Origin of the sequence: Candidatus Planktophila sp. (assembly GCF_044232745.1) — a bacterium.
GTDB lineage: Bacteria > Actinomycetota > Actinomycetes > Nanopelagicales > Nanopelagicaceae > Planktophila.
Genome location: NZ_JBIILI010000001.1, coordinates 179,408 through 192,145, shown reverse-complemented (window position 1 = coordinate 192,145; position 12,738 = coordinate 179,408). Strand labels below are relative to the sequence as shown.

The 12,738-nt window shown below is 47.1% G+C and carries 12 protein-coding genes and 1 riboswitch; of the genes, 8 read left to right on the top strand and 4 right to left on the bottom strand.

Features of this window, described 5'->3' with window-relative positions; translation table 11 throughout:
• Positions 1–36: 36 nt before the first annotated feature.
• Together AC9UGD_RS00985 and AC9UGD_RS00980 are read right to left on the bottom strand one after the other, a co-directional pair.
• Entirely contained in the window at positions 37–1,011 is a 975-nt protein-coding gene (locus tag AC9UGD_RS00985; protein ID WP_509568294.1) for a carbohydrate kinase family protein, read from the bottom strand.
• Between the two features lie 31 nt (positions 1,012–1,042).
• Complete coding sequence (locus AC9UGD_RS00980; protein WP_029018882.1) at positions 1,043–1,390, bottom strand: iron-sulfur cluster assembly accessory protein; 348 nt, start codon at positions 1,388–1,390, stop codon at positions 1,043–1,045.
• Positions 1,391–1,502: 112 nt separating this feature from the next.
• On the opposite strand from AC9UGD_RS00980, the gene AC9UGD_RS00975 reads away from it, so the two are divergent.
• Positions 1,503–2,030, top strand: a complete 528-nt coding sequence (locus AC9UGD_RS00975; RefSeq protein WP_509568292.1) for a DUF3043 domain-containing protein — start codon at positions 1,503–1,505, stop codon at positions 2,028–2,030.
• Here the strand turns inward: AC9UGD_RS00975 and AC9UGD_RS00970 are convergent.
• Positions 2,027–3,028: an aldo/keto reductase family protein gene (locus AC9UGD_RS00970; protein WP_509568290.1), complete on the bottom strand. Its 1,002-nt coding sequence runs from the start codon at positions 3,026–3,028 to the stop codon at positions 2,027–2,029. The genes AC9UGD_RS00975 and AC9UGD_RS00970 overlap by 4 nt on opposite strands.
• Before the next feature lie 64 nt (positions 3,029–3,092).
• Positions 3,093–3,234: riboswitch (adenosylcobalamin (AdoCbl) riboswitch) on the top strand.
• Between the two features lie 87 nt (positions 3,235–3,321).
• On the opposite strand from AC9UGD_RS00970, the gene AC9UGD_RS00965 reads away from it, so the two are divergent.
• Genes AC9UGD_RS00965 through AC9UGD_RS00950 form a run of 4 tightly spaced genes read left to right on the top strand, consistent with a single transcriptional unit; the run spans position 3,322 to position 7,000 of the window.
• A complete protein-coding gene (locus AC9UGD_RS00965; RefSeq protein WP_509568288.1) occupies positions 3,322–3,852 on the top strand; it encodes an SCO2322 family protein in 531 nt (176 codons plus the stop codon).
• A gap of 3 nt (positions 3,853–3,855) precedes the next feature.
• Positions 3,856–4,602, top strand: coding sequence for an energy-coupling factor transporter transmembrane component T family protein (locus tag AC9UGD_RS00960; RefSeq protein ID WP_509568286.1), 747 nt, complete (start codon positions 3,856–3,858; stop codon positions 4,600–4,602).
• Positions 4,599–6,206, top strand: coding sequence for an ABC transporter ATP-binding protein (locus AC9UGD_RS00955; RefSeq protein ID WP_509568284.1), 1,608 nt, complete (start codon positions 4,599–4,601; stop codon positions 6,204–6,206). The genes AC9UGD_RS00960 and AC9UGD_RS00955 overlap by 4 nt, the downstream gene beginning before the upstream one ends.
• 53 nt (positions 6,207–6,259) lie before the next feature.
• Positions 6,260–7,000, top strand: coding sequence for an ECF transporter S component (locus AC9UGD_RS00950; RefSeq protein WP_509568282.1), 741 nt, complete (start codon positions 6,260–6,262; stop codon positions 6,998–7,000).
• On the opposite strand, the gene gcvT is transcribed toward AC9UGD_RS00950, so the two are convergent.
• Positions 6,981–8,069, bottom strand: coding sequence for a glycine cleavage system aminomethyltransferase GcvT (gcvT, locus tag AC9UGD_RS00945; RefSeq protein WP_509568281.1), 1,089 nt, complete (start codon positions 8,067–8,069; stop codon positions 6,981–6,983). The genes AC9UGD_RS00950 and gcvT overlap by 20 nt on opposite strands.
• Positions 8,070–8,107: 38 nt before the next feature.
• Here gcvT and AC9UGD_RS00940 point away from each other — a divergent pair, with 38 nt between their 5' ends.
• The 3 genes from AC9UGD_RS00940 (at position 8,108) to sucB (ending at position 12,732) form a co-directional block, all read left to right on the top strand.
• Positions 8,108–9,598, top strand: coding sequence for a leucyl aminopeptidase (locus tag AC9UGD_RS00940; protein ID WP_509568279.1), 1,491 nt, complete (start codon positions 8,108–8,110; stop codon positions 9,596–9,598).
• Positions 9,599–9,684: 86 nt separating this feature from the next.
• Entirely contained in the window at positions 9,685–11,052 is a 1,368-nt protein-coding gene (gene lpdA / locus AC9UGD_RS00935) for a dihydrolipoyl dehydrogenase (protein ID WP_509568277.1), read from the top strand.
• Positions 11,053–11,067: 15 nt separating this feature from the next.
• Positions 11,068–12,732, top strand: coding sequence for a 2-oxoglutarate dehydrogenase, E2 component, dihydrolipoamide succinyltransferase (sucB, locus tag AC9UGD_RS00930; protein WP_509568275.1), 1,665 nt, complete (start codon positions 11,068–11,070; stop codon positions 12,730–12,732).
• The last annotated feature ends 6 nt before the right edge of the window (positions 12,733–12,738 follow it).

Sequence of the window (12,738 nt, the reverse complement as noted above, 5' to 3'; positions counted from 1 at the left end):
GAGCGCATTCATCAGGAGTGGTGGCGCTCCTCACATCTATGAAAGGTGAAGTGTGATTTCATCCGCGGCGGGTTGGCCATACGCCTCGGCAAAACGAGCAACAAATTCAGCTTTCGTAAAGCGGTATTCCTGAGTGCCTAGGGTTTCGATGACATAGGTGGCAATTAATGCACCCAGTTGGGCACAGCGCTCGTGAGAAAGGCCCCACGCCAGACCAGCGATAAAGCCAGATCTAAAGGAATCCCCTACACCTGTTGGGTCGGTCTTAGATTTCTCTTTAGGGCAGCCAACTACAACAAACTCCCCTGCTGCACTTTCTACCTTTGCACCTTTTGAACCCAGAGTAACGACGCGATATTTTACGCGTTCCAAAATTTCGCGATCGGACCACCCCGTTTTTTGCATTGCTAGGGCTAGTTCATATTCATTCAAAAATAGATAAGCAGCCCCATCGATCAGTAACTTAATTTCTTCGCCAGTCATGCGAGCCATCTGCTGAGATGGATCTGCTGCAAATGCAATTCCCATCTGACGGCACACTTCAGAGTGGCGAAGCATCGCTTCTGGATCGTCAGGTGAAATAACCAAGATATCCAAGCGTCCAGATTTGTCCATGATGGGACTTAATTCGATGTTGCGAGCCTCAGACATTGCACCAGGGAAAAATGAGGCAATCTGATTGAGATCTTGATCGGTAGTCACCACAAAGTGCGCGGTATGTAATGTCTTTGAAACCAAGGCATGTGAGGTATCAACCCCATGACGTGAAAGCCATGCGTTGTAATCAGCCCAGTCTGTGCCGACGGCTGCGATCAGGATCGGGTTTAATCCAAGAACACCCATACCAAAAGCAATGTTTGCTGCGCATCCTCCGCGACGAACATCCAAACTATCAACAAGAAAAGAGAGCGAAACTTTTTCCAAGGAACCCGCAACCAGTGAATCGGTGAATTTCCCAGAGAAGGTCATCAAATGATCAAGACCGACCGAACCCGCTACACCTATTTTCATGTGGGGATACTAATGCGAAAAATGCAGTTACTTAGTTGAATGAATCGCCGCAGGCACAAGAACCCTGCGCTTGAGGATTATCAATAGTAAATCCCTGCTTTTCGATTGTGTCAACAAAATCAATTGTTGCACCTGAAAGGTATGGGTCACTCATCTTGTCGGTAATTACTTTGACAGCGCCGAATTCACGAACGATATCGCCATCCATATTGCGATCATCAAAGTAGAGCTGGTACTTAAGGCCTGAACATCCACCTGGCTGTACTGCAACGCGTAAGTTGAGGTCATCGCGACCCTCTTGAGCCAACAAGGCAGATACCTTTGCGGCCGCCACGTCAGTTAGCTGAATTCCAGTTGTTGTCGTTGCTTCAGTTGTCATTTCATTCTCCTTGATTAACTGCTCTCCATGATCAATCCCGGAGCAAGCCTACCCTCCTGGTGTCTGGCAAGCGAGTTGAGGAGCAGTTCAACACGGGCTCTATAGTTAAGCCATGAGTACACAAGACAGCAAAGGTCGCCCTACCCCTAAGCGCAAAGAGGCCGAATCAAAGCGCAAAGTTTCCTCCCTCGCACCGATCGTCACTAAAGATCAAAAGCGAGCTTCTAAAGCGTTAAGCAAGCAAGATCGAATGGCCCAACGCGCCGCCTACCTTCGCGGAGATGAAGCAGCTTTGCCATTACGAGATCGTGGACCTGCCCGGCGCTTTGTTAGAAATTACGTAGATTCTCGTCGCTCAACCGGTGAATATTTTCTACCAACAATTTTCGTTGTCTTGGTATTGACTCTATTTCCTGTCCCGGCGATTCAACTAGGTGCGATTGCAATTATGTATGCAATGTTAATCATTGCAGTTATAGATGGCATTGTTCTATCGAAGAAGATCCGTAAAGCTGTCGAAGAGCAATTTCCTGGAACAGCTACTAAAGGACTGGGAATGTACGCGTGGCTTCGGTCAACACAAATGCGACGCCTTCGTGCGCCACACCCTCAGGTGTCAGTTAGTAAAAAGAAAAACTAAGCGCGAGGATTCGGGCTTACATTCTTCTTTGGATCACGCTCTGGCAGTTTTCCAAGTGCAGTGTCAATCGCTTTCATGACATCTACATCTAGCTTTACTCCAGATGCTTTTACATTTTCCTTAACCTGCTTTGGCTTTGTAGCGCCCATAATCGCGCTGGAAACATTTGGATTTTGAAGCACCCAAGCGATTGCAAGCTGGCCCATAGTTAACCCAACGCCATCGGCAATTGGCTTTAACTTCTGAACAGCTTCCAAAACTTCGTCGCGCATCCAACCCTTGATCATGTTGGCGCCACTGCCTTTGTCAGTTGCGCGAGATCCCGCTGGCGCTTTCTTTCCTGGTAAATATTTGCCCGTCAAAATTCCCTGAGCCATTGGTGACCAAACAATCTGACCAATACCTTCCTTTACAGAAAGTGGGACAACTTCGGATTCAATCACTCGCCACAGAGCTGAATATTGTGGCTGGCTTGAAACAAAACGGTTGTAACCACGAGCGTCTTGGATGGCTAATGCTGATTTTATTTGTGCAGCATTCCACTCAGAAAAACCAATGTAATGAACCTTCCCCGCACGAATCAGATCATCAAATGCACTCAATGATTCCTCGACAGGAGTTTCATGGTCGAAGCGGTGCATCTGGTAAAGGTCAATGTGGTCTGTCTGAAGTCGCTTCAGAGATGCATTACATGACTCGATGATGTGCTTTCGAGAAAGTCCGCGGTCATTTTTCCCAGTACCTGTTGGAAAGTAGACCTTCGTAAATAACTCATAGGACTCTCGTTTGACGCCCTTTAGCGCTTTACCTAAAACTACTTCTGCTTTTGTGCCGGCATAAACATCTGCGGTATCAAAGGTCGTAATACCAACCTCTAGCGCAGCCTTTACGCACTTAATGGCTGCATCTGATTCGATCTGGTTTCCGTGAGTGATCCAGTTTCCGTATGAGATTTCAGAAACGTACATTCCGGTACTGCCAAGGCGTCTGTATTCCATGTCGATAAGCCTACGACTAGCGCGCCTAGTTGCCAACCCGAAGTGTGTGTGGTTTGGTTCGCCTACAACTTAATAGCTCACTTGGTAGGGGAAGTTCGGTGAAAATCCGACGCTGACCCGCAACCGTGAATCTCTTCGGAGATAAGTCGGATTACCTAGCAAGTGCAGATGAGACAAACACCCGCCGAGGTTTGCGGGGTGTGCTCCTACCACTAGAAGTGAGGATTAATTCCTCCTCCCCTAGTGCGGTTCACTCCCTGTGAGACTCTTTTTATTCGAGAGGCCCCACAGCAATGAAGTTCAAAGTATTTCTAACAATCATTCTTATCTCCACTCTTCCAACTCTGGTAGCACCTTCTGCCCACGCTGCAGAAAAAGGTTGGCGTTATTGGGGATATTTCCAAGCAGCTCCGAACAAAACTGCGTGGACAGCTGCAATGACAGGACCGACAGTAGATATCGCTGATGGTTCAGTTGAAGGTTGGTCATTCGTATTTAGTTCAGATGACATTCCATCGGTGCAGCCTCGAGTAAAGCCTGATTTCAAAAGCATTTGCAAGGGCATGAAATCTGACAAGGACACCAAACGAATTGCGGTCGTTATTGATTTCGGTTCGGCGAGCTATGCGCCAAAGGGTGAAAAGGTTCGTAAGACAATAACTACCTGCGTGCGAACCGCGAAAGAATCCCAGGGAATCGATGTATTGGGCCAAGTAACCAAAATCCGTGCTGCAGGTTCAGGTTTGATCTGCGGTTTGGCTGGTTATCCAGCAAAAGAGTGCGGTGTTGAAATCGCTACTCCAAAAGCACTCATCAAGAAGTAGTTAATGCGAAAACTGTCGCTGCACCCACTTACGTGGTGGATCTGGGCTATTGGTTTGGCTATTGCAGTCATTCGCTTTGATAGCACTGTTTTCACTATTTGCTGTGTGGGCGCAGTCGCAGTTGTTGTTTTCCTCAATCGCGAGAACGCTCCGTGGGGTAAAAGTTTTAATTGGACCCTGAAGTTGTCGGCATGGATATTGCTGGTTAGAACAATTATTGGGGTCCTAATCGGTGTGCCAATTCCTGGAACCACCCTATTTAAACTCCCGATACTTCCTCTACCTAACTGGATGCCAGGTATTCGTATCGGTGGAACGGTTACTGCAGAACGTTTAACTTCGGCATTGACTGAAGGTGTTTTGATTTGCGCAATTATTGTGATCTTTGGTGCAGCGGCCTCTCTGACAAGCCCGCACAGATTATTGCGCGTACTCCCCGTTTACATTTATGAATTTGGAATTTCAATTGTGATTGCGACTTCAGTACTGCCACAACTAGTTAGCTCAGTTTCCAGAATTCGCCAGGCACAAAAACTGCGTGGACAATCGTTACGAGGTTTTGCTTCATGGCGACGAGTTGCCATTCCTTTGTTAGAAGAATCTCTTGCTCGATCTTTAGATTTGGCGGCGGCAATGGATAGCCGAGGGTACGGCGTTAGCAAGAACCGCTCTAGATATCGACCTATAAAATGGCGCACAGCTGACTCGACCGTTGTATTGACCTCCCTGATTGTGCTTGGCCTGTCATGATTAAGTTTTCTAATGTTTCGCTAATTTATCCAAATTCGACAACAACGGTTCTTGAAAACTTGAACCTTGAAATTGCCGAAGGCGAGCTGGTTCTAGTCATCGGTCCTACAGGATCGGGCAAATCCTCACTCCTACGGTTAATTAATGGCTTAGTTCCGCATCACACAGGTGGAATTTTGGCCGGTGATATAAGTGTTGATGGACATTCAACTCAACTTGTAAAGCCAGGTGGCATGGCTCATTTGATCGGGATTGTTGGCCAAAATCCTGCAAATGGATTCGTGGCAGATACCGTTGAAGAAGAGCTTGCTTTTGGAATGGAAACTTTAAATCTTCCAAATGATGTGATGCGTAAACGAGTCGAAGAAGTCTTAGATCTATTGAGTCTTGCGCCGTTGCGCGATCGTTCAATAGCAACACTTAGCGGCGGTGAACAGCAGCGCGTGGCAATAGGTTCGGCTTTGGTTGCACATCCAAAAGTACTGGTCCTTGATGAACCAACCAGTGCCTTGGATCCGATTGCGGCAGAAGAAGTTCTATCTATATTGCATCGCTTGGTACACGATTTAAGTCTGACTGTTGTAATTGCAGAGCATAAGTTAGAACGTGTTATTCAGTTTGCCGATCGAATTGTTCACATCAATGGCGCTGGTCAGGCACTAGTTGGCACACCTGAAGAAATTTTGATGCACTCACCCATCGCCCCACCTATCGTTCATTTAGCACGTGCTCTGGGTTTGAAGGAGATAGGAGTATCGGTTCGCGACATGCGACGACTGACGGCCGAGATCCGAGACAAAGAGTACGTTCAAAGTGTCGTTGCCTTATCTCCAGCGGGAGAACCAATTATTGATGTTCGAGATCTTTCTGTTTCATACAGCGGTAAGAATGCACTTGAGTCAATTAGTGCAACTATCTCAAGTAATGAAATCGTTGCGATCATGGGCCGAAATGGAGCTGGTAAGAGCTCGCTTCTTAAGTCCCTTGCAGGAATTTCGAGTTTGAGTTCTGGATCTGTAGATGTGTCTGGAATTAATGCCCAAAACCTAAAAGGAAAAGAACGCCGAACTTCAATCGGTTTTATCCCACAAGAGCCAAGTGATCTTTTGTACGGCCAAAGTGTGCAGATTGAATGCCAGCAGGCCGACAAAGACAACCAAATACCTAACGGCACCACGGCTCGAATAATGCAACAACTTGTTCCGGGAGTATCTGCAAACACTCACCCACGCGATTTATCGGAAGGTCAAAGATTAGGCCTTGCCCTCAGCATTGTTTTATCCGCTAATCCCGCTGTACTAATCCTTGATGAACCAACTCGTGGTCTTGATTATCAAGCAAAGAAAGAGCTCACGAGAATTTTGATCGAATTTGCACAAGCAACTGGAAAATGTGTTGTTTTGGCAACTCATGATGTGGAATTAGTCGCCGAATTAGCAACCAGAGTCATGTTCCTTGCAGACGGCGACATTGTTGCCGATGGTTCCACTTTGGATGTACTTCTGTCTTCTCCTGCCTTTGCACCGCAAGTATCAAAGGTGATGTCTCCTCAGCCTTGGTTGAAGGTTTCAGATGTAGTAGCGGCAATCGAGGCCCATCAATAATGCTGACTTCAGGAATAATAGAATTTACGACTAAAAACACTGTCGTTCTGGCAATGGCATCCATCTTTAGTATTGCGGGTTTTGTCTGGCCGTTTTTCTATTCAGGCAAAGATCTGCCTCGAACGCAATTGTTCTTTTGGATCGCAATCTTTGTAGCAATATTTCTAGTGATTGTGGAGATTTCTTCCTCTGGATTAGATGCAAAATCTGTTGCACTACTTGGTGTGCTAGCCGCATTGATATCGGCACTTAGACCACTTGGTGCTGGTGCAGTAGGAATCGAACCAATGTGGTTCGTATTAATTTTAAGTGCTCGTGTTTTTGGAGCATCGTTTGGTTTTCTATTAGGCATCATTTCTATGTTTGCCTCCGCCTTACTTACAGGTGGACTTGGGCCTTGGCTTGGTTACCAAATGTTTGCTGCTGCCTGGATAGGACTGGCTGCAGGTTTGTTGCCTAAAAAAGTTTCAGGCGCAAAAGAAATTGCAATGCTTCTGGTATTTGGGGTAATTGCCGCAGCATCCTTCGGAATTCTTATGGATCTTCAATTTTGGCCGTGGGCACTTGGGAGCAATACCCAGCTGTCCTACATCCCCGGTGGCTCGATAACTGAAAACTTAGGCCGATTCATTACCTTTCACTTTGCAAGTGCAATGGCCTGGGACATACCACGAGCAATTTTCACCTGCACTTTAATCGCCTTTACTGGCCCATCCGTTTTGGCTGCACTTCGTCGCACCTATACCCGAGCCGCTTTCACAACCCCCGTTGTCTTTACCGAACGTGTGAAGTGACAAAAGGTAGTTTGACTACCTCTGATTGTGAGTCGCGACCTCTGACATCAACAATTAATTGATCCCCTACCGCAATACCTTTTGAAACTAGTGCTAGAGCAATTCCGTGTTTTAACGTTGGTGAAAATGTTCCACTAGTTATTTCGCCAATGATTTCGCCTTTAGTATTTTTAACGCTCATACCTGCGCGTGGAATTCCACGATCCAGTGATTTTATGGCCACACTTTTTCGATCAGCCGATCCATTCTTTTGCGAGACTAAAACATCAGATCCAAGAAATTTATCCTTCTTCCAGCCAACTGCCCACGATGCGCTGGCTTCGACCGGTGAAATATTCAATGACAGTTCGTGACCATGCAAGGGATATCCCATCTCTGTACGCAATGTGTCACGTGCACCCAGCCCACAGATCAAGCCATCAAGTGGAGTAATTGCAGCAACCAGTGCGTCCCACACTGCCACTGCGTCTTTTGCTTTTGGCAATAACTCATATCCAAGTTCGCCCGTATATCCAGTGCGACATAAGATCACATCCGCTCCTGCGATGGTTACATGTGCAAATGCCATGTAATCGATATCTGTGTTAATTCCAAGTGCATCTAACACTTTTGGTGCTAATGGTCCTTGCACTGCTAGGACCGCATAATCATTGTGCAGGTTGGTTACCGAAATTTCAGATGGTGCTTCCTTTTGCAAAACTGCTACGACATCTGTTGTATTCGACGCGTTAGGAACAAGGAAGAAATCTGTTTCACTATTTCGATAGGCAATAAGATCATCGACAACACCGCCCTGTGGTGTACATAGCAGTGTGTATTGAGCAGAACCATCCGAAATCTTGGTCAGATCATTTGTTAGACATTCATTTAGAAACGAAAGGGCACCGACTCCGGTGACTGATGCTTTACCCAAGTGAGAGACATCAAAGATTCCCACACGCTCACGAACAGCAGCATGCTCTGCCAGTACGCCTGCTCCTGGATACTCAATCGGCATCAGCCACCCGCCAAAATCGGCCATCTTGGCGTTGAGGTCTAGATGCTTCTGGTTGAGCGGTGAAATCTTCATTGCGCAAACCTACCAATACATCTATTACCCTTCTCCTCATGAGCACACTAAAGATTTCTGATGGCGTCGTAAAAGATGAGGTTCTAGTTTTAGGACTGTCCTCAACAAATTCGAAGGGCGGCATCGCTATCGAAGCCGGGGATATGGCGATTGATACCAAAACGATTCTTTCGCAGCTAGTTGACATGGGTGCGACCGGTAAAGCTGATGAGATCACAAAGTTTCCCGGTACGCATGTCCGACTTATTGTCTTTACAGGTCTAGGAAAGAAATCGAACTCTTATTCTCATGAAACATTGCGTCGAGCAGCAGGTAGTGCATCCCGAGCTTTGGCCGGAAATTCAGCGGCAACATTTTCTTTGCCTTCAAAAACTTTGGCCGAAGTAGCAGCTGTTGCAGAAGGCGCGGCCCTTGGTGCTTATTCATTTACAGAGTTTCGTGGATCAACCAAGGAAGATCACAAGGCACCTTTGAAAACGATCACTGTGCATTCAAAATTAGCGTCAACGGCAGAAGCAAAAGCTGCAGTCGTGCGCGCTGCAATCATTGCTAAATACACATATTTAGTACGTGACTTAATCAATACTCCCCCAAGCCACTTAACACCTGACTCATTCACAAAGAAATTAGCATCTGTGGTCAAAGCTGCGGGTGGTGCAAAATCTGGTTTAAAACTTCAAATTTGGGATGAAAAACAATTAAAGACGCAAGGCTTTGGCGGAATTGTTGGTGTGGGTCAAGGTTCAGCAAATCCACCACGTTTATTGCATATTTCATACACACCAAAAGGCAAGGCTGCAAAGCGCTACGCCTTTGTGGGTAAAGGAATTACTTTTGACACAGGTGGACTAGCGCTGAAGCCTGCTGCAGGCATGGAAGCCATGAAATCTGACATGAGTGGCGCAGCAGCGGTAAGTGCTGCCGTGGTTGCTATCGCCGAATTAAAGTTAAATGTTGCGATTGAATGTTGGGCACCGCTTGCTGAAAACATGCCAAGTGATACAGCAACACGTCCGAGTGACATCATCACAATCTTTGGTGGCAAAACAGTTGAAGTTCTCAATCCAGATGCCGAAGGTCGACTTGTTTTGGCTGATGGATTAATGAAGGCGCAAAGTTCAAAAAATAAGTTGGATGGAATAATCGATGTTGCTACCTTGACTGGCGCACAAGTTGTAGCCCTAGGTACTCGCACAAGTGCGGTTATGACAAACAACCAAGATTTCAGCGACGCATTCTTGAAGGTGGCCACCCAATGTGGCGAGCAGTTCTGGCCTATGCCATTGCCTGAAGAACTTCGAGCATCCCTAGATTCACCAGTTGCAGACCTTGCAAACATCGGAGATCGAATGGGTGGAATGTTGGTTGCAGGTCTGTTCCTTAAGGATTTCGTAAATCCAGAACTCCCATGGCTCCATCTTGATATCGCGGGTCCTGCCTATAACGAGGCAAAGCCGCACGGATACACCCCAGTCGGCGGAACAGGGATAGCGCTCCGATCTCTTGTGACATTGGCCGAACAAGCGTAAATCTGCACCCATGCATTGGGAGGTTTGACCCTCTTTGAGGCAAGATAGGCACCTAGCCCGCACGGGCCTTTGAGAGGAGCCGTTCATTGTCTCAATTTGATCTTGTCATCCTAGGCGGTGGCAGCGGGGGTTATGCCGCAGCGTTACGCGGCTCGCAATTGGGTCTTTCGGTGGCCTTGATCGAAGCAGACAAAGTCGGCGGTACATGTTTACACCGCGGCTGCATTCCTACAAAAGCGTTGCTGCATTCAGCTGAAATCGCAGATGGTGCGCGAGATGGTTCGCACTTTGGAGTTAAGTCAACATTTGAAGGCATTGATATGGCTGGCGTTAATTCTTACAAAGATGGCGTCATCAACAAGCTGTACAAAGGATTGTCAGGTTTAGTCAAGTCTCGTGGAGTTACTTTTATCGAGGGCCACGGAAAGTTAGTGGCAAAAGATACTGTCGAAGTCAACGGAACCCGCTACACAGGCAAGAACGTAATTCTTGCAACGGGATCATATGCAAAAACTTTGCCAGGACTAGAAATTGATGGCGAAAAAATTATTACCTCTGATCATGGAACCAAGATGAACCATGTTCCAAAGAGTGTCATCGTTTTGGGTGGCGGTGTCATCGGTTGTGAGTTTGCATCAGTATGGAAATCTTTTGGTTCTGAGGTCACAATCATTGAGGGCTTGCCACATTTGATCGCACTTGAAGATGAATCATCGAGCAAGCAGCTAGAGCGTGCATTCCGTAAGCGCGGAATTAACTTTGAACTTGGAGTTCGTTTCCAATCTGCTGTAAAGACAGCAGATGGTGTGACAGTGACTCTAGAAGATGGCAAAACTTTTTCCGCCGAAATCCTGATGGTCTCTGTCGGACGTGGACCGGTTTCTTCCAATATTGGATATGAAGAGCAAGGAATCGCGATGGATCGCGGCTATGTCCTAGTCGATGACAAGTGCCGCACAAATGTGCCAGGAATCTGGGCTGTCGGCGACTTAATCCCCACTTTGCAGTTGGCTCACGTTGGTTTTGCAGAAGGTATTTTAGTTGCTGAAGAGATTGCTGGCTTAAATCCCCGTGCAATTAATTACGATGGAATTCCACGTGTTACATACTCTGATCCTGAGGTTGCTTCAGTTGGTTTAACAACTGCCGAAGCAAAAAAGCGTGGTCATGATGTTGTAGAACTTTCTTATGACTTGGCCGGTAACGGTAAAGCACAAATTCTTAACACGGCAGGATCTATCAAACTCATTGCTCAAAAGGATGGACCGATTCTTGGAATCCATATGGTTGGTGCTCGAGTTGGAGAATTGTTAGCAGAAGCAGAATTGATTTATAACTGGGAGGCACGTGCAAGCGATGTGGCTCCTTTGATCCATGCACACCCAACACTGTCAGAGGCAATGGGCGAAGCTCATATGGCTCTTGCCGGCAAACCGCTACACGCACACGGATAACCAAGGAGAAAACAGATGACATTTTCAGTAACGATGCCAGCACTTGGCGAAAGCGTTAGCGAAGGCACAGTCACTCGTTGGTTAAAAGCCGAGGGTGATCATGTCAATGTTGATGAACCACTGCTAGAAGTATCGACTGACAAAGTTGATACAGAAATTCCTTCTCCAGTTGCGGGAATACTTCAAAAAATTGTTGTGCAGATTGATCAGACTGTTCCAGTTGGTGCAGAGTTGGCGATCATCGCTGTGTCCGGAGAGACATCAAATCCTCCAGTGGCACAGGTTCCAGCTCAACAAGTGACTCCAGTCGCTGTGGTTGAAACTCCAGCACCTGCTGCGCCAGTTACTCCTCCTCCAGCTGCAGCTATTCCAGCAACAACGGGTGCCGGAACTGTTATCACCATGCCAGCTCTCGGTGAGAGCGTTTCAGAAGGAACTGTCACTCGTTGGTTAAAAAATGTTGGCGACTCAGTCGCCGTCGATGAAGCACTTCTTGAAGTTTCAACTGACAAAGTAGATACCGAAATTCCTTCACCAGTTGCCGGAACTCTTCTAGCTATTGATGTTGCTGTTGATACAACTGTTCCAGTTGGTGCACGTCTTGGATTAATTGGTTCTGCAAATGGCGCTGTTGCTGCACCTGTAGTGCCCGAGCCAGTGAAATCCACTCCAGTGGCACAGGTTCCAGTTCAACCGGTGGCTACAGTCGCCGTGCCTGTAGCTCCAGCACAAGTTGTATCTACACCTGTTTCGCAACCTGCTGATGCATATGTGACCCCCTTAGTTCGCAAACTTGCATCTGAACTTAGTGTCAATCTTGCACAAGTAACCGGAACAGGAATCGGCGGAAGAATTCGTCGTGAAGATGTTGAAGCATTGGCTCGTCCAATAGCGCCTGTTGCAGCAGCGCCTGTTGCATCCGCACCAAGTGCGGCTAGGCCTCCAGTAGTTGCTGTCTCACCTCTACGTGGAACAACAGTGACAATGTCTCGACTTCGTAAAGTTATCGCTGCACGTATGGTCGAGTCACTTCAGGTCAGCGCGCAATTAACCACTGTCATTGAAGTTGATGTCACAAAGATTGCACGTCTTCGTGATCGTTCAAAGGCAAGCTTTGAAGCACGCGAAGGCGTAAAGCTTTCCTTCCTTCCATTCTTTGCGGTCGCGGTTTGTGAAGCACTTAAGCAACATCCAGTTCTGAACTCTTCTGTTGAAGGCGATCAAATCACTTATCACGGAGCAGAACATCTAGGCGTTGCAGTCGATACCGAACGAGGACTGCTTGTTCCGGTAATAGCCAACGCTGGTGATCTCAACATGGGTGGAATCGCACGAAAGATTGCAGACCTTGCAGCTCGTACGCGCGACAACAAGGTGACTCCTGATGAATTAGGTGGCGGCACATTTACGTTAACAAATACAGGAAGCCGCGGAGCATTATTTGATACTCCAATTATTAATCAACCTCAGGTTGCAATCCTTGGCTTAGGCGCAGTTGTTAAGCGCCCAATGGTTGTCCGTGGTGAAGATGGCGGAGAAACCATTGCGATTCGTTCCATGGTTTATCTTGGCCTTTCTTATGATCACCGAGTCGTAGATGGCGCAGATGCTGCACGCTTCTTGGTAACTTTGAAAGAACGCCTCGAAGGTGGCGCTTTCGAGTCAGATCTAGGACTTTGATTTAGT

Excerpts from the sequence above, each read along its gene's own strand:
- sucB (WP_509568275.1), top strand. The coding sequence starts at position 11,068 with ATGACATTTTCAGTAACGATGCCAGCACTTGGCGAAAGCGTTAGCGAA.
- gcvT (WP_509568281.1), bottom strand. The coding sequence starts at position 8,069 with ATGAAGATTTCACCGCTCAACCAGAAGCATCTAGACCTCAACGCCAAG.
- AC9UGD_RS00985 (WP_509568294.1), bottom strand. The coding sequence starts at position 1,011 with ATGAAAATAGGTGTAGCGGGTTCGGTCGGTCTTGATCATTTGATGACC.
- AC9UGD_RS00960 (WP_509568286.1), top strand. The coding sequence starts at position 3,856 with ATGCGAAAACTGTCGCTGCACCCACTTACGTGGTGGATCTGGGCTATT.
- AC9UGD_RS00975 (WP_509568292.1), top strand. The coding sequence starts at position 1,503 with ATGAGTACACAAGACAGCAAAGGTCGCCCTACCCCTAAGCGCAAAGAG.
- AC9UGD_RS00940 (WP_509568279.1), top strand. The coding sequence starts at position 8,108 with ATGAGCACACTAAAGATTTCTGATGGCGTCGTAAAAGATGAGGTTCTA.
- AC9UGD_RS00970 (WP_509568290.1), bottom strand. The coding sequence starts at position 3,028 with ATGGAATACAGACGCCTTGGCAGTACCGGAATGTACGTTTCTGAAATC.
- AC9UGD_RS00955 (WP_509568284.1), top strand. The coding sequence starts at position 4,599 with ATGATTAAGTTTTCTAATGTTTCGCTAATTTATCCAAATTCGACAACA.
- AC9UGD_RS00965 (WP_509568288.1), top strand. The coding sequence starts at position 3,322 with ATGAAGTTCAAAGTATTTCTAACAATCATTCTTATCTCCACTCTTCCA.
- AC9UGD_RS00950 (WP_509568282.1), top strand. The coding sequence starts at position 6,260 with ATGGCATCCATCTTTAGTATTGCGGGTTTTGTCTGGCCGTTTTTCTAT.
- AC9UGD_RS00980 (WP_029018882.1), bottom strand. The coding sequence starts at position 1,390 with ATGACAACTGAAGCAACGACAACAACTGGAATTCAGCTAACTGACGTG.